16 protein-coding genes are annotated in these 14,559 nt (G+C 69.3%); 4 read left to right on the top strand and 12 right to left on the bottom strand.

Translation table 11 applies throughout. The annotated features are described in order from the left end of the window. Positions 1–241: 241 nt before the first annotated feature. From Q9G87_RS58685 to Q9G87_RS58675, 3 genes are read right to left on the bottom strand one after another with little or no spacing between them, the layout of a single operon-like run. A complete protein-coding gene (locus tag Q9G87_RS58685; protein WP_305925388.1) occupies positions 242–1,486 on the bottom strand; it encodes a WD40 repeat domain-containing protein in 1,245 nt (414 codons plus the stop codon). After that, positions 1,479–2,045 (bottom strand): sigma-70 family RNA polymerase sigma factor, encoded by a 567-nt coding sequence (locus Q9G87_RS58680; protein WP_305925387.1) that lies wholly within the window; start codon positions 2,043–2,045, stop codon positions 1,479–1,481. The genes Q9G87_RS58685 and Q9G87_RS58680 overlap by 8 nt, the downstream gene beginning before the upstream one ends. Beyond that, positions 2,042–2,263: a hypothetical protein gene (locus tag Q9G87_RS58675; protein ID WP_305925386.1), complete on the bottom strand. Its 222-nt coding sequence runs from the start codon at positions 2,261–2,263 to the stop codon at positions 2,042–2,044. The genes Q9G87_RS58680 and Q9G87_RS58675 overlap by 4 nt, the downstream gene beginning before the upstream one ends. Before the next feature lie 123 nt (positions 2,264–2,386). Here Q9G87_RS58675 and Q9G87_RS61240 point away from each other — a divergent pair, with 123 nt between their 5' ends. Then, positions 2,387–2,875 carry an IS1096 element passenger TnpR family protein gene (locus Q9G87_RS61240; protein WP_371826009.1) on the top strand — a complete coding sequence of 163 codons (489 nt, stop codon included), beginning with the start codon at positions 2,387–2,389 and terminating at the stop codon, positions 2,873–2,875. Positions 2,876–3,003: 128 nt separating this feature from the next. Beyond that, positions 3,004–3,159 carry a hypothetical protein gene (locus Q9G87_RS58670; RefSeq protein WP_305925385.1) on the top strand — a complete coding sequence of 52 codons (156 nt, stop codon included), beginning with the start codon at positions 3,004–3,006 and terminating at the stop codon, positions 3,157–3,159. Here Q9G87_RS58670 and Q9G87_RS58665 read toward each other — a convergent pair. Further along, positions 3,156–3,350 (bottom strand): hypothetical protein, encoded by a 195-nt coding sequence (locus Q9G87_RS58665; RefSeq protein ID WP_305925384.1) that lies wholly within the window; start codon positions 3,348–3,350, stop codon positions 3,156–3,158. The genes Q9G87_RS58670 and Q9G87_RS58665 overlap by 4 nt on opposite strands. A 296-nt stretch (positions 3,351–3,646) precedes the next feature. Beyond that, positions 3,647–4,387, bottom strand: a complete 741-nt coding sequence (locus tag Q9G87_RS58660; protein WP_305925383.1) for a nuclease-related domain-containing protein — start codon at positions 4,385–4,387, stop codon at positions 3,647–3,649. Between the two features lie 431 nt (positions 4,388–4,818). Here Q9G87_RS58660 and Q9G87_RS58655 point away from each other — a divergent pair, with 431 nt between their 5' ends. Then, positions 4,819–5,172 (top strand): VOC family protein, encoded by a 354-nt coding sequence (locus tag Q9G87_RS58655; protein WP_305925382.1) that lies wholly within the window; start codon positions 4,819–4,821, stop codon positions 5,170–5,172. A gap of 305 nt (positions 5,173–5,477) precedes the next feature. Here Q9G87_RS58655 and Q9G87_RS58650 read toward each other — a convergent pair whose 3' ends face one another. Continuing rightward, positions 5,478–6,107 carry an HNH endonuclease family protein gene (locus Q9G87_RS58650; protein WP_305925381.1) on the bottom strand — a complete coding sequence of 210 codons (630 nt, stop codon included), beginning with the start codon at positions 6,105–6,107 and terminating at the stop codon, positions 5,478–5,480. Positions 6,108–6,709: 602 nt separating this feature from the next. Between Q9G87_RS58650 and Q9G87_RS58645 the strand changes: the two genes are divergently transcribed. Continuing rightward, positions 6,710–6,925 (top strand): hypothetical protein, encoded by a 216-nt coding sequence (locus Q9G87_RS58645; RefSeq protein WP_305925380.1) that lies wholly within the window; start codon positions 6,710–6,712, stop codon positions 6,923–6,925. A gap of 154 nt (positions 6,926–7,079) precedes the next feature. Here the strand turns inward: Q9G87_RS58645 and Q9G87_RS58640 are convergent, their stop codons facing one another. The 6 genes from Q9G87_RS58640 to Q9G87_RS58615 all read right to left on the bottom strand — a co-directional run bounded on the left by Q9G87_RS58640 (position 7,080) and on the right by Q9G87_RS58615 (position 14,537). Further along, a complete protein-coding gene (locus Q9G87_RS58640) occupies positions 7,080–7,616 on the bottom strand; it encodes a hypothetical protein (RefSeq protein ID WP_305925379.1) in 537 nt (178 codons plus the stop codon). Next, positions 7,613–9,361 (bottom strand): type IV secretory system conjugative DNA transfer family protein, encoded by a 1,749-nt coding sequence (locus tag Q9G87_RS58635; RefSeq protein ID WP_305925378.1) that lies wholly within the window; start codon positions 9,359–9,361, stop codon positions 7,613–7,615. Before Q9G87_RS58635 ends, Q9G87_RS58640 begins: the two co-directional genes overlap by 4 nt. A 37-nt stretch (positions 9,362–9,398) precedes the next feature. After that, a complete protein-coding gene (locus tag Q9G87_RS58630) occupies positions 9,399–10,208 on the bottom strand; it encodes a hypothetical protein (RefSeq protein WP_305925377.1) in 810 nt (269 codons plus the stop codon). Between the two features lie 46 nt (positions 10,209–10,254). After that, entirely contained in the window at positions 10,255–11,946 is a 1,692-nt protein-coding gene (locus tag Q9G87_RS58625; RefSeq protein ID WP_305925376.1) for a hypothetical protein, read from the bottom strand. Positions 11,947–11,990: 44 nt separating this feature from the next. Continuing rightward, positions 11,991–13,766 (bottom strand): RNA polymerase sigma factor, encoded by a 1,776-nt coding sequence (locus tag Q9G87_RS58620; RefSeq protein WP_305925375.1) that lies wholly within the window; start codon positions 13,764–13,766, stop codon positions 11,991–11,993. A 120-nt stretch (positions 13,767–13,886) separates the two neighbouring features. Then, positions 13,887–14,537, bottom strand: a complete 651-nt coding sequence (locus Q9G87_RS58615) for an isochorismatase family protein (RefSeq protein WP_305925374.1) — start codon at positions 14,535–14,537, stop codon at positions 13,887–13,889. Positions 14,538–14,559: the final 22 nt, after the last annotated feature.

The raw sequence follows: 14,559 nt of genomic DNA, 5'->3' as shown, positions 1-14,559 counted from the left end.
ACGATGATCACCGTCCAGGTCTGGACGGGACGAACCGGGGAGGTATCTGGCCGTACGTGGGGAATCCCGTGGCCGTCAGTGGGGCGCTAAATGGCCGCCTATGGGGAGTATGTCGTGGCCGCTGTCAATGCCGCCCTGCCAGCAGTCACCGACGACAACTACACCTGGCTCTAGATCACCCATCCGCCCATGCTGGTGCCCACTGGCAACATGTGTGGCGGATCCACTTCGGGTTCGCGCCTCAATCGTCAGCGCGTGGAGTCATTGTCACGTACGTGATGACCTGGCCATCTGTGCTGAATGCCACGGCAGCCATGCCTCCGCTGCTCACGTCCTGGGACCGAATCATCGAGCCGTGCTCGATATTCCAGAGTCGGATAAGGCCGTCGGCGCCGCCGGTCGCCAGAGTGCGCCCGTCTGGGCTGAAGGCCACCGCGGTGATCCCCTTGCCGTGTTCGGGCAGAGTACGCACGCGTTCGCCAGCCAGAGTAAGCACGGTCTTGCCGGTGCGGATGTCCCATAGCCGGGCGACCCCATCGGCGCCGCCGGTCGCCAGGGTGCGCCCGTCTGGGCTGAAGGCCACCGCGGTGATCCCCTTGCCGTGTTCGGGCAGAGTACGTACGGTCTTGCCGGTGCGGATGTCCCATAGCCGGGCGACCCCATCGGCGCCGCCGGTCGCCAGGGTGCGCCCGTCTGGGCTGAAGGCCACCGCGGTGATCCCCTTGCCGTGTTCGGGCAGAGTACGTACGGTCTTGCCGGTGCGGATGTCCCATAGCCGGGCGACCCCATCGGCGCCGCCCGTTGCCAGCATGCGTCCATCGGAGCTCAACGCCACAGTCGTGTCGTCAAGGTCGATACGGCGGAATTCGATGTCTTCTCCGCCCGGCCATAGCCCATTGACCTGCACGACCCCGTTCCGGACGCTGGCCAGCGTGCCAAGCGAGTACCTGAGCGGCGAATCCACATTGAAGGGCACCACCCTGTCGTGCGAGCTGAGGGCCGCCGCATCCGCGGTACCCAGACTGTAGAAGAACCTGGGCAAACCAGACTCCAGCCCCGCCGGCCCGAATCTCTCGGTCGTCTTGTCTACACCGCACGCGACAGGGTCGGTGCAAGCAGCGCTGAACAGCACGCTCATGCCGCCGACCATGGTCACTACTGCGGCGGTGGCCATGGCGAGGCGGACGGCTCGGCCACGCTCCCGCAGATGGACCAGGCGCGCCATCGGCATCCCTGACAGAAGAGAGCAAACCGGCAGTACCAGCCACTTCTCCCACCATCTGAGCCCATCTTGTGCGACATCCGCCGGTTGACGTGATTGACCGCCAGTGGCCTCATCGATGACGCCACGCAGTCCTGTACGCATGTTCAGCTGCCGAGTCACCGTCGCCTGGCCCGTGGTGTGGAAGTCGGCCAGGATCTGGTCCAGTTCGGTATCGAGCATCTCGACGCGAGTGTGGCTTGGCGTCGTCCGGCGGTCACGCATGAGGGCCTCCCTCAACGAGAAGGTTCTTCAGTGCGTTGCGGGCCTTGAGGAGGTTGACGCGCACTGTTCCGCCTCGCAAGCCGAGCATCTTCGCGATCTCTCCAGGCGCGTACCCGTCCAGAGTCCAAGCCATGATCTGGCGCTGACGCCACGGCAACTGTCTGATCATGTTGAGCACCCGCTGTTGTTGATCGTCGAACTCGATGTCATCGAGGGCGTTATCGGGCCTGGCGACATGGTCGGGAACTTGATCAACAGGAAATTCCTTGTCGGCGATGTTTCGTCTGTGCCGATAAGCCCGGGTGATGCTGGCCCTGACGTAGGCGCGAGGACGAGCGATGGTCGCCCAATGCGGGTAGGCGGCGACCAGAGCATCGTGGGTAAGGTCGAGTGCTTCGTGACGTCTGGCACCCAGCAGCATCGCGAACCAGACCAATGCGCCGAGGTTGTTCTGGTACCACTCGGCGAAGTCCAGGAGATCGCTGTCGAGTTCCTCAAGAGGATCCGAGGCGTTCGTGTCGATCGTCGAAGGCGCTCCTGATCGACCGTCTGGCCTCACAGCACCTCACCCGTCGGCTTGCCGGGAGCCAATCCGCTGGGGGCGGATCCGATCTGTATTCTCACGCCCGCTCGTGCGTCGGCGTACTGGCTCCCCGGCGGGAGCATGGCCATGGCCAGCACGCGCTGCTGAATCGAACGCTCGCGAACCCAGGTGGTCAGCAGCTTCAGCAGATAGCCGACAGCCGCTAGCGCGGCTGTGATGAGTACAGCGTCCATCAGTTGTCCCGTCGACGTTGGCGAGAAAGGGGGTGTGCCGACCGCGCAGTTGAAGGCTTGTGCCCCATGCTCTACTTAGAGTCGCCGTCTCGTATCGCGTTAACTGCCCAGGCCTAGCCCGGGATGCCATTGTGCGCCGCCGTTCGGGGACGTCAGTCCCGAACGGAATCCCGACAAACCGGCGGCCGCGCCTGCCCGCCCGAAGACAGCGGTGGCCCGGAAGGGTTCGCCGACCTGCTGCGCGTGCTGCGGCACAAGAAGGGCTGGAAGTACCGCCAGGCGCGCAACGTGCTGGGCACCAGCTGCTGGGACGTCGCGGCCTGGGACCGCCACGAGGTCAACGCTCAGCTCGCCGAGCTCGGCAAGCAATGGACCTGGTATCGGCCAGCGGCCCGGCCGCGCCGTCGACCAGGGCGTGCAGTTGGGGGGCGGGCACGGGAGCATTGCCTGGTCCGCCACTTCGCCGGGCTGGCGCCGCCCCAACAGCATCTTGGGATGGCGACGACCCGCACCCGCTTGGGTCAGTGGAGCGGTCGCCCGCAAGGGCGCTCCCAAGGAGAAGGAGCCGCGATCATGAAACTGACGACTACCACGCAGGTTTCCGTCGAGTAAGCGAACCGCGGCTTCCCGCCGCGGCGGGACCGGCATCAATGCAGGTCAGCGAAATCCGACCAAAATTTCCCGGGACTACAGGAACCCCTCGATGGTGAACCTGTTCGACGGCCGGGCCGAGCTCTCCGATGGCCCCGCCAGAACTCGTCGCAGCCCAGCGGGAACGTGAAGCAAGGCTGTCGGAGCTGCACAGCCTCGCCTGGTGCGAGACGGTCGAGAACCTGCTCATGGCGCAGAGGGCGCTGATGCGGGCGGCCAGGGGCGGGCCGCTGGACGCCGCCTAGCCGGTGGCTGGGAAGGGGATGACCTCGACTAGGTCGCCGAGGTCCACCCACGGCAGCAACCCGTCCACGTCTGAACTGTAGGCGAGGAAGTAGCGACGGCCGTTCACCCTTTGTGTGATCTTGTAGAGCGGCGCTCTGTTGAGCATGATGACCTCGACCTGGATGCCGTCGGGTCCTCGCCATGTCGCCACACCCAAAATCTATACAAAGCGGACACTAGGTCTGTAATGTGGCGTCCGCTCCAGTCGGCGGCTGGCGCACCAAACGATCAAGCCCCCGCCACCTCGTCCCCACAGCGGCAGCCGGCCGACACCGATCAGCTATCGGGACGACCCGAGTGGAGACGTCCGATCGGGCTCCCGCACGTGCTGCCGACCGGGCGCCTCAGGTGCGAGCGCCCCTCCAGACACGCCACCGCACACGCTCATGCTTACCAGTGGCCGCCCGGCAGCAAGCACCGAACCATCGAACTCCGTACCCCTGCCGGCTACTTGGGCACGTACGCAGGTAGCGCCTGCTCGGCGGCCGCCGCGAAGGTCGCCACTTGGTCAGCGGTGTACTGACGCGGATGGCGTGCGATCCAGCCGCGCAAACGCGAGGCCCGAAGGAGCGTGGTGCCCCCCGCGTTGATGGCTCCCCAGCGGGGCATGCGAGCACCGTGTACAGCGATGACGGTGACGACGTCGACCGGCCGTCCCATGGCGTAGCGCAGCGCCTCGCTGACGGCGCGCGCCTCGAACGCCACAGAACGAGTGATCTTGTCGATCGGGGTGCGGCCGACCCAGAGCGCGCCGCCGCCGGACCTGATCGTCGTCCGGCGGTCCCACTTCTTGGAGTCGACGACGAACACACCGGTCGGGCCAATGACCAGGTGGTCAATATTGGCGCGGCTGCGTGGAACCGCGCGGTCGTGCAGCACGGTGTAGCCGGCCAGTTCCAGAGACCGGAGCCGGCGGGCGGTGGCCCGTTCTCCGGCGGCGCCCTTGCGCCAGGCCGTTGTTGAGGAGTGACGGCGCCAGTGATGGAGGAAGTCCGTGGCAGCGACGGCGGCGGCGGTGACGAGGGCGGCCTGCCAGCCGAGCAGCCACCACACCACGACACCGGCGAGCAGGGACAGCGCGGCGCGGATGGTCCATCGGCGGGTGCGTGTGGCGTCCAGGCGCGTACGGTAGGCGGCTTGTGCAGAGGCGCCCGCCTTGGAGGTGTTTGCCGGTTGTGGGATGGTCACTGGGCACCTCGCCTTCGTGGTTGAGGTCCGTGTCCGACGCCGCAACGGTACGCGCCGGCTCCGACAGTCGCCCCTGCTGTTCGTGCCTGTTCCCAAGCCTGTGATCTTGCCCCTGGCGATCAGCCCATGTTCGGGTCGAGCCGAGATAACGGGAATTCCGGCCATGGGTGGATCTTGAGCGCTCTGACCTGCTGCAACGTCGAGAGGGTTCGAGCTCCGCCGTACGACTCGGGGCCAGCCGTACTTCCGAGATGAGCCAATCTCGGAAGTGGATTCCAGGCCGTACTTCCGAGATTCCGCACTCCAGGACTCCGAAACTAGCCCAGTCCACTTCCGAGATCACGAACATGAGCGACCGTTGGCCGCTTCTGCTCGCATCTCGGCTCGACCCCTCCGGGGCCGGGCCGCCGGTCCTGTCTATGCTCAAGCCCATGGCACTGGAATGGGAACAGATCATCGTCGACTCCGCCGACCCTGTCGCTCTCGGGCGCTGGTGGGCCGAGGCTCTCGGCTGGGTTGTGGTCGACGAATCTGAGGAGATCATCGAGATCCGGCCTGAGCCGGACCGGATGCCGGGGCTGCTCTTCGTGCCTGTCGCCGAGGGCAAGATGTCGAAGAACCGGCTCCACCCCGACTTCCGCCCCGACGACCAGGAGGCCGAGGTCGCCCGACTGCTCTCCCTCGGTGCCCGGCGCGTCGACACCGTGCAGGACGAGCAGCACTGGGTGACCCTCCTCGACCCGGAGGGCAACGAGTTCTGCGTCCTGGGTGAGCGGAAGAGCTGAGCGGAAGCACTGGCGGAAGCGCTGGCGGAAGCGCTGAGCGGAGGCGGGCAGTTATTCGGGGCCCCGAGTCGTACGGCGGAGCTCGAACCCCCTCGACGTTGCAGCAGGTCAGAGCGCTCAAGATCCACCCATGGCCGGAATTCCCGTTATCTCGGCTCGACCCGATGTTGACCGTGCAGATCACGGCGGTCAGTGAAGAAGATGTTGATTGCGTTGATGGCCGGCGTCAGCAGATCCAGGTAGCGGCGATTAGCTCGCCGGATTGCGACAATCAGTGCTGTGGCCCAACGCGCGCGAGTTCGGGGTCAGCAGGATGCAAGCATGCTGGTCAATGCGCTCTTCTCGGCGGAGTCCACGCTGAGGCCCCAGTACCACTTCACCTGGATCCAGGCCCTGGCGTAGGTGCAGTCGAAGGAAGCCAGTGGTGGCTGCCACTCCGCGGGATCCTGGTCGGATTTGGATTGGTTGACGTTGTCGGTTACCGCCCACAGTTCGGGTCCGCCGAGGTCGTTGGCGTAGGTCTGGCGCTTGGAGGTGGTCCAGGCCCAGGCGCCGGAGCTCCATGCCTCGGCGAGCGGCACCATGTGGTCGATGTCGACGTCGGAGGCGGCGGTCCAGGTGGCGCCGTCGTAGGGGCTGTACCAGGAGCCGGAGACGGCGGCGCAAGAGGAGTCGGTGACCACGTTGATGCCGTCCCGCTTGAGCACCTGCTCTCGCGTGTTGCAGGTGCCGCTGATGGTGATCCAGTGGGGGAACAGGTCCCGGTCGTAGGTGGACTGGTGAGATTCGGCGGCAACGGTCAGCGCGGCGAGCCGGCTGGTGGCCGTAGAGGCGCTGGGGATGTTGGACGGGGTCGCTGACGTTGGTCCTACGATGAGCGTGAGGGCAAGTAAGGCCGTGACGGCGGAGGCGAGCATGGCGGCAGCTCGTCGCATCGGGGACCCTTCCTGGCAGCGGTCCTCGGCCAGGAAGATCCTGGTCAAGGGGGCGAGGCCGATACCAGAAGGACCATCTCAAAAAATCTCGTCGCCGGGACCGGTCGGACACGACAGATTCATGAACGCCAAGTGGCCGCACGGGACGGACGCACGAGGTCGGCTGGGCGCGTAGCCGTCGGCCCGGAGGGGCCGGCAGGCGAAGTGCTTCGCCCCAACCCCCGGAAGACTGGCGGATCCCTCCAGCTCGGGCAGGCCCGGCCGTTGATCATCACCGGGTCCCGTGGCCGGCTCTGACCAGCCCTATTAGCCCCTTCCGGCTTACTTGGTCTGCCCCCTTGGGGGCGTTGGGCTGGAGCTGGACGACGCGCGTCCACACCTGCGCCTGGCGATGGGGCCCCAGCTGAGTGCTCTCAACGATGACATTGCCTCGGTGTTCGGGACATTGCCGCCGCGGCATTGATGCCCTTTGGGGCCTGGTACGACAGTGGTCAGCAGACAGCCCCGCACGCGGTTCCCACATCCCCGCTTCAGCGTCAGCTCAATCAGCCGCGCTACTCCTGGGGCGCGGTGATCATCCTTCGGCTCAAAGGAGAAATTCGGTGCGCAAGACTGCTGCCCGCCCGTCCCATCCATCTGCCCGTCTACGCCCGGCCGTTCCACCGGACCTCGATCCGGGCATCCACGTCTCCACGGAGGCGCTCCGGGTGATCGTGAAAGGCGGGGTAATCGTCGTCGGTCTCATCGTCGGAGGGCTGATGGCCTACCTCGGCATGGACGCGACGTTCCTTGCCACCCTTTTCAAGATCAAGATGTGATGAGGTCGGTTTCTGATCGCCGTCACGGGCGCGCGCCGCTACGGACCGGGCAGGCGAGTAACCAGGCAATTTGTGAAAACGCGCCCCCGGTTCTCCTCAGTAGCTGGGAGCTCCAGATTTCGATGCCGAACATCTCGTTCTCGCACGTGCAGCGTTACAGCCAGCGCAGCTCGTCCACGACCAGCGCGAGTGCGGCGGTGTCGTCGCGGCGAGCCCCGTCGGGATGGTGGCCCTGGCCGCAGGGGCGTAGCCGAACCTCGATCCGGGCGACGGCGCCGGGCAGCCACCGGTCGAGAAACTCCGCCGCGTCGCCGGCGGTGGCCTCCTCCCACAGATAGGCAGTCCGCCAGCAGCAGTAGAGCATCGACAGCTCCTCGATCACGTCCCAGTGGCGCATCCAGCACGGCAGGATCGCGCGCTGGGCAGCGGGCCAGGCGAACAGCACCTGGGTCAGCCAGTCGCCGAGCTCGGCGAGCCGGTCGGCCTTGTCGGCGTGCGGCATGCGCAGCCACGACCAGGGCCGCGGGGGCGGCTCGGACGGCGTGGCTCGGTTCTTGGGCGGGGCGGTAGCCAGGCCAGCCACGACGGTGGCGAGTTGCTCAAGTTCGGCGGCGAGGTCGGCGATGATCTCGGCGTTCGCATCGCCCGCGGCGCCGCCGACGCCGCTTTCGTGGCGGGGTGTGCTGGTCACAGGTCGCTGCCCGGCCCGGCGGCGTGCCACGGTCGGGCGGTGCGTGCCTGGCGGCCGCCCGCCCGGGGCCCGCCGATCTGCTGCTGGTCGGCCGGGCGACCGATGGCATGACCAGCTGCTGGGGGCGGGCCGAGGCGCTGCAGCGGGATGTGGCCGTCCTTGGCGCGCCATCGTTTGTAGTCGCCTCGCTTCCACACCTTCTCGATGCGGACGATGGTGGGCAGCGCGTTGCGGCGCACGACCAAGGCCCGCCAGGTGCGCAGCATCCGGGCCTCTTCCGGGGGCAGGACCGGCACCATCTCCCAGCGGCGGGTGCGCATGCGTTTGCCGGAGGCGTCGACGGAGGCCTCCCAGTACGGCAGGGAGATCTGGCCGCAGAGCTTGGACATGGTTTCGGTGTCGTCGACGTCGCTGGTCGCGCCGAACAGCATCTTGGCCTTGGTGTTGTTCCAGATGGTCTTGGCACCGTGCGGGCCCCAGCGGTGTTCGAACTGCGACCAGGACTGGCCGCCGACCAGGAAGCAGAACCCGGATCCGGCGGCGGTGGCCAGCCATTTGGGCAACTGCGTAATCGGGCAGATCTCGGGGGCCTCGTCCAGGATGAAAGTGACGGGCGGGTCCAGGCGGCGGCTGGGTCGGCGGGAGGCGAGCTCGCGAGCGGTGTGGTGGATCTCCGCCACCAGGGCGCTGAACAGGATGGGCGTGGCCGGGCTGAGGCTGTCTCCGGAGATGAGGTAGAGGGTTTCGCGGCGGCGCAGCAGGTCTTCCAGATCGAGGCCATCGCCGGGGGGCGGGCACAGGGTCCAGGCGGTGGCCGGATCGTCCATGCACTGCAGCACCTGGCGCAGGGTCAGGAAAATGCTGTCGCGGGTGCGGACGTGCAGGGCGTGGTAGCGGCGCACCTGGGCGGCGGCGCGGTCGGTGTTGAGGCCGGGCCTGCGCCGGCTGAGGATCGTCAGCGGGGTGGGGTCCTCGTCCAGCGCCCAGGCGTCGACCTCGGCCATGGTCAGGCCCTCCAGGGCGGCGGCGTGCAGCAGGGCGGCCAGCACCATGGCCGCCTGGTTGGTCCAAAAGCCCTGGTCGGACAGGCCGCCGGTGTCGGTGGCGGCCACCATGTGGGCGGCCCGCCGGATCGCGGTGGCGGGGTCGTCGCATCCGTCGACGGGTGACCAGCGGACCGTGCTGCGCCACTCGCCGACCTGTTCGGGGTTGAACAGGTGCACCAGGCCGCGGCGTAGCCCGGCGGTGAGTTCCACGATGTCGTCGCGGATGCTGGTGACGATCACCGCTCCTGGGGCGTCGATGACCCGGCCGGCCAGGTGGGCGGTCTTGCCCTCCTTTTGCGGGGCGAGGGCGAGCAGGTTGTCCTCGAGGGTGGCATAGACGCGGAAACGCCAGATCCAGCCCTGAGCCCAGCCGAGGAAGACGGCGATCTCCCGGTGGTGCACCACGCGCCGTACCCACCAGCTGTGCAGGGAGGGGCGTGCCTGGCGGGCGACCTTGCGGGCGGCCGGCAGCCCGTAATGCCGATACAGCTCCAGCCGCCGGGCATACCCGCGGCCCGGGTACATCCGCCACAGCAGCCGCCAGCGCAGCGCGAGCCCATGACGGCGGCGCGGGTCGCGCAGCCGATCCACGATCACGACGGCAATCAGCGCGGCCACGGCGAGCCCGATCACGACGGCCAACGGCGGCGGAGCCGGGGCAGCCCGCACTGCGGCCAGCATCAACGGCTCGCCCGTCATCGGCCACCTTGACGGGGGCCACGCTGGTGGGGCACGGTCAGCCTTTCGGAGGGGTGTCGTGGCAATCGCCCCAGGTCACGCACGTGGGCGATGGCCGCGGACTGGCGGGCGGACGCGTAGGCGGGCCGGGTGGTTCTTCGGGCCCGTCCTGAGGCCGGGTGCGCTTGGGGGTGGGCGTGACGGTCACCTTCACCTTCCTGGTGACGGTCACCGTCGGCTGTGGCTGCGGCGGCCGAGTGGCGGAGGGCCGGATCGTGGTGGACTGACGGGCCGGAGGCGGAGAGGACACGCGGGAGGGGGTAGGAGCCGGCGTCGCACTCGTCCTGGGCGTCCGGCGCACGGTCGGCGTGGAGGACGTGGGAGTGCGCCAGGTAGGGGTGGGCCACCGGGTCGCCGGGTCCGGTACTGGGCGCTGGGACAGCGTCCGCCCGGGGGTAGGTGAGGCCGGAGGCGGTTGAGCGCCCTGCTCGGTGGCGGAGGGAATGGCCAGCCACACCCCGAGACCGGCGCAGACGAGCAACACGGCGATGGGTGCGATCACCTTCCAGGTGACGCGCTCCGGCTCCGGGCCATACCAGAAGGCGTCATCGTCGGAGGGAGCGGCGGCCGGCAGCGGGTTATGCAACCGGCGACCGGCCACCGGCGAGGCCGGCGGCACGAGTGAGTCTGCCTCGGGGTCCTGCGCCGGCTGGACTTGCTTGCCGCCCTGCGCGGCGCCCGTGGCATCTTCCTCGATGAGGTCTTCCTCGATCGGGTAGCCGCCGTCGACGTCGGAGAAGCCACGCGGCCCCTCGTAGCCGGGATAGGGGCGCCCGTCAGGCAGGTGAGGCGGCTCGTCGGGTGGCATCTGGCCTGGAGCTCTCCACAGTGAGATGAAGGGGTGGGGTGGCGGGTCAGACGAGGATGAAGATCTCGCTCACGCCCTTGGCCAGCGCGGCGATGTCGGCGGCGATGCCGCATTCGGTGGAGGCCGGGTCGAAGACGAGCGCGAGCCGTCCGCGCATGCCCTGGCCGGTCAGCGCGCTCCACATGGCGTTGCTGGCCGGGCCGCTGTCTTGGCAGCCGGCATCCAGCAGGCGATAGGTCTGCCCCTGGTCATCGCTCTTGTGTCCCCACAGCGTGATGGACGGCAGGCCGAGTGCGATCGCGGCGCCGACGCGGGCGTCGATCTGCACGGTGGCCTGTGTCTTGTCCCAGGGCGAGGTGTCACCGATGTGGGCCAGGCCGTACTCGCGGGCGCGCATCTGAGCGAGAGTGTCCCACTCCAGCGCCCGGATGCTCATCCATTGCGCGCGGGCGGCCAGCTCCGGCGTGATCGGGACGGACTTGCCGGTCTTCGGATCCGGCACCTGGTACTGGCTGTAGCTGCGGCCGAACAGCCCGCTGGAGATCTCCACCCGGTCGACGGCGCGAGTCTTGAGGTAGCGGCCGATCTGCTGCTTGGTGGCCAGCGGCGCTTTGGCCCGCATGGCCTGGATGCACTCCTTGGACGATCCGCAGCCCAGCTCCGCCACGACCACGCCGATGGCCAGCTGCTTGCCTGGCAGCGCGGCCCGCAGGGCTTGGCCGGCCCGGGTGAGGAAGCGGATGACGTCCTGGGCAGTGGTGAAGCCGCTGTAGCCGAGGTTGTCGGCGAACTTGACGCCGACCACGCCGGGCCGCTTGGCGGCGGCGATGAGGGCCTGCAGCGCCGCGGTGAACTGGCTGTCGCCGGCGGCGTAGTCGTCGGCCAGATCGGTCTCCACCCAGATACGCAGCCGAGGTTGCACCGCGGCAGCGGCCGCGATCGCCTGGCCGGCGGGGCTGTCGTCGGCCGCTGGGGCGGCGGTCGGCTCGCCGGTGGGCGTGGTGGCGGTCGGTTCGCTGCTCACCGTCGGAACCGCGGAGGAGGTGGCGGCGGGCGTGGTCGCCGAGGTGGAGGGGTTGCCGTCGGGTGGCGGCTCGGTCTGGTCAGTGGTGCCGACTGGGGTGGCGCTTGCCGACACGGTAGGCCCCTGGGTCGGGATGCTGGGCGGGGGTGCGGTGACCATCGTCGGGGTAGGGGTCGGCGTGCGGGACGGCCAAGTGGCCGGGGGTGGCACAGATCGTGCGACCCACTTGCCGTTGACGTACCCCTCGTAGGTGACCTTGCGGGTGACGCGGTTGGTGCACCGGTACCAGCCGCTGGCGTTGGGCAGTTGCTGGCAGAACGTCTCGCCGCCCTTGCATGTGGAGATCTTGGTCAGATCGGTCTTGCGGTTGCAGCGGATGAACTGTGCCGGCAGCGGCTGGGCGCGTTCGAGGTTGGCACCGTTGTCGGCCCCCCAGAACTCGGCCACCTGCGCGGCGTCCTGCGGCGGGGTCAGCCATCGGCACACCACGTAGTTGGGAGTGTCGGCGGGGAGCATGTTGCGGCAGGAGTCGCCCCGCTGGACATCGACCGGCTGCTCGGAAGTGGACGAGGCGCCCGCCCCGGGCCCGGTGCCGGGGACGAGACCAGGGTCCGCGACGGCGACGACAGGCAGCAGGAGCACCAGGGCGATGATGGTCCCGGCGGCGGCGAATAGCCGTTCCCGCCGGGAGATGCTGCTGAGGAACTGTTTCACGTCTTCCTTCTCCAAAGGGGGTGCGTGGCGAGCCTGGCGAGAGCTCAGCCGTTGGGGCAGTTCGACCAGTAGCCCTGGGTGGCCGGGTGGAAGTCGCCGGTGGCCACCCAGGTGCCCTTATCGGCCTCGACTGTCCAGGAGACAGACAGGATCAGGGTGCCGCCGCCGGTCGTGGTGCCTTCGCTGGTGCGGCCGTCGCCACTGGTGGTGCCGTTCCAAAAGATGGTGGCGGTGCCGGATTCGGTGGTGGAGGTGCAGCCGGTCCGGGAGCGGGGCGCGGAGACGCTGACGTGGGTGCCGGAGACGGTGATGCCGTTCGATCCGGAGGCGGAGGTGACCTGGCAGGTGCCGGTGCAGTGCAGCGTGAACGAGCCGGAGCGGCTGGTGCCCAGCGTCAGCGACGACGGGGACAGGCTGGCCGTCGGGGATGGCGGCTTGGGCAGTTTCCGTATGGTGCTGGAGGCGGTCGGCTGGCGGGTGGGCCGGGGCGGATCCTGCGGTCCGCCGTTCCTGATGGGCGGCGTCCGGGCGGGCTCCGGCCGGATGTCGGTCGCCGCCTTGGCCGGATGCCCTGGCGGGCTGGTCTTGCGCGAGGCCGGAGGTTTGGTCGCAGGGCCGGTCGGCCTGGCAGCGGTGGGCGTACTGGTGGGCCGCTGGGTCGGCTGCTCGGCGGGCGGATCTTCCGGGAGCGGGTCCAGCGGCGGGGGCTGGCTGCCGAGCAGGGTGATGGTGGCCGGGGCGGCCACCGGGGCCACGGTCGCCGACGGCTGATCGGGCTGCAGAGCCGACCAGGCCGCGCCGGCGGCGAGCACGCTGGCCACCGCCGCGGCGATGAGGCCGCTGACGCGCAGGGCGGGCACGAGCGGCCGCAGCGTCAGCCTTGCCTCAGGATCGGCCTCGTCATCTCGGCGTGACCAGAACTCTTCGCTGTCGCGGCTGCGCCGCTCCCAGGCGCGAAAGTCGTCCTTGCCGGCGGCCGGGGCGGGGACGGCTCCGGTGGTGGGCCGCGGGGTGGTGGGCCCCGCCGGGACGGGGCCGACGATGGTGGTCAACGCCTCGGCCAGCGCCTCTGCCAGCGTGTCGGCTTGTGCGGGGAAGCCGTCGGAGCGCCACGTTACCTCCGGGGCGAGCGGGGCGGCTTCGGCCAGCCGGTCGGTCATGGTGGCAGGTGCCGCGGCGATCGGCAATTGAGTCACAAGCGTGTCGGCGCCGGCGGTGCGCGGAGCGGCCTGGCAGGTCGGGCAGACGGCGATGTGCCGGGCGATGGCGGCGCGGCGGCGGCGCGCCAGGGTGGCGCCCGGCTCGGCAGCCAGATCGGCCAGCGCGGGGCAGCCGCCCTCGGCGCGGGCCGCATTGACGGCGGCGATCCACGTCTCCACCTGGCCGGCGGCGTCGGTGACCAGGTGCTCGATCTCGATCGCGCCCGCGTCGAAGATCAGGGCGATTTCCACGTCGGTCAGGCCGTGCCGGAGGGCCAGGTCCAGCGCTTCGCGATGCAGCCTCGGCAGGGCGGCCAAGGCCTCGCCCAGCAGCGGCTCGGCCACGCCTGGCCGGCTCCACGATCCGGCGCCGGCCGGGTTGGCGGCGGCACGGGCTGTGCGGTGGGCGCGGGCCAGCGCATACAGCCAGGCGCGCAGGTGCTCGGTGTCGGCCAGCCGGCCGGCGTGCTGGTGGGCGGACAGGAGCGCGCCGCAGGCGGCCCGTTCGGCGTCGTCGGCGGTGAGCTCGGTGCGGCAGTAGTCGAACAGGGCGGCTCCGTGAGCCTGGCAGACCTCTTCGATGGCCGCTCGAGCGTCGTCGGTCAGTGCGTGCCACGTCAACGGAGAACTCCCTCGGCATGCGGCTGGGGTCAGGGTCGGGGCGGCGCTTGTGCGGACCGGAAGTGGTGGGCTCGCGGGGTGCGCCGGCCGTTGGAGCAGATAGGGGTGTGCGTGCGCGGGTCAGCGGGCGAGTGCGGGCTGTGGCGTGCGCAGCTCGGTTCTGGCCTGTTCAGTCGACAGCGCCCGGCCGCAGCAGTCGGCGACATGCCGCAGCGCCATCACGTGCTGCTCGGGGGTGAAGGCGGCGACCGCGTCGCTGACGACAAACGGCTGGATGTCGCGCATGAACGCGTCCAGCGCGGTGGCCAGCACCCCGATGTGTGCGTGCAGCCCGCAGATGAGCAGCTGGTCGCGGCCCAGCTCGTCCAGGACCTCATCGAGCAGAGTGCCGACGAACGCCGAATAGCGCCGCTTGACGATGACCCGGTCGGACAGGCCCGGCACCAGGACCGGCGGCAGGTCGATGTCGGCGTGATCCGTGCTCGGGCCGGGTCCCCACCGGTCGGTCAGGAGCCCGCGCTCATCAGGGTGTTGTCCTCCCGGCTCGACCGAGTACAGCACCGGGATGCCGGCCTCGTGACAGGTCTCGCGCAGCGCGGCCGCGTTGGCCAGCAGGTCGGTCGCTGGCGGGGCGGTGGGAGTGTAGGGCCGCAGGACGTGGTACTGCATGTCCTGGATGAGCAGCGCGATCCTGCCCGGGGCGACCTGCCAGTCGAAAGCACTGGCGGGCGGTGGCGGCGGCAGGTACATGTCGGCGGTAGGCATCGGCATCGGGGCGGTGTCCTTTACGTCA

The sequence above is a fragment of the Nonomuraea turcica genome (genome assembly GCF_030718205.1).
GTDB lineage: Bacteria > Actinomycetota > Actinomycetes > Streptosporangiales > Streptosporangiaceae > Nonomuraea.
The sequence above is the reverse complement of the archived record's forward strand: the minus strand, read 5'-3'. Positions and strand labels throughout refer to the sequence as shown.

Excerpts from the sequence above, each read along its gene's own strand:
- Q9G87_RS58685 (WP_305925388.1), bottom strand. The coding sequence starts at position 1,486 with ATGCGTGACCGCCGGACGACGCCAAGCCACACTCGCGTCGAGATGCTC.
- Q9G87_RS58675 (WP_305925386.1), bottom strand. The coding sequence starts at position 2,263 with ATGGACGCTGTACTCATCACAGCCGCGCTAGCGGCTGTCGGCTATCTG.
- Q9G87_RS61240 (WP_371826009.1), top strand. The coding sequence starts at position 2,387 with ATGCCATTGTGCGCCGCCGTTCGGGGACGTCAGTCCCGAACGGAATCC.
- Q9G87_RS58670 (WP_305925385.1), top strand. The coding sequence starts at position 3,004 with ATGGCCCCGCCAGAACTCGTCGCAGCCCAGCGGGAACGTGAAGCAAGG.
- Q9G87_RS58655 (WP_305925382.1), top strand. The coding sequence starts at position 4,819 with ATGGCACTGGAATGGGAACAGATCATCGTCGACTCCGCCGACCCTGTC.
- Q9G87_RS58650 (WP_305925381.1), bottom strand. The coding sequence starts at position 6,107 with ATGCGACGAGCTGCCGCCATGCTCGCCTCCGCCGTCACGGCCTTACTT.
- Q9G87_RS58635 (WP_305925378.1), bottom strand. The coding sequence starts at position 9,361 with ATGACGGGCGAGCCGTTGATGCTGGCCGCAGTGCGGGCTGCCCCGGCT.
- Q9G87_RS58630 (WP_305925377.1), bottom strand. The coding sequence starts at position 10,208 with ATGCCACCCGACGAGCCGCCTCACCTGCCTGACGGGCGCCCCTATCCC.
- Q9G87_RS58615 (WP_305925374.1), bottom strand. The coding sequence starts at position 14,537 with ATGCCGATGCCTACCGCCGACATGTACCTGCCGCCGCCACCGCCCGCC.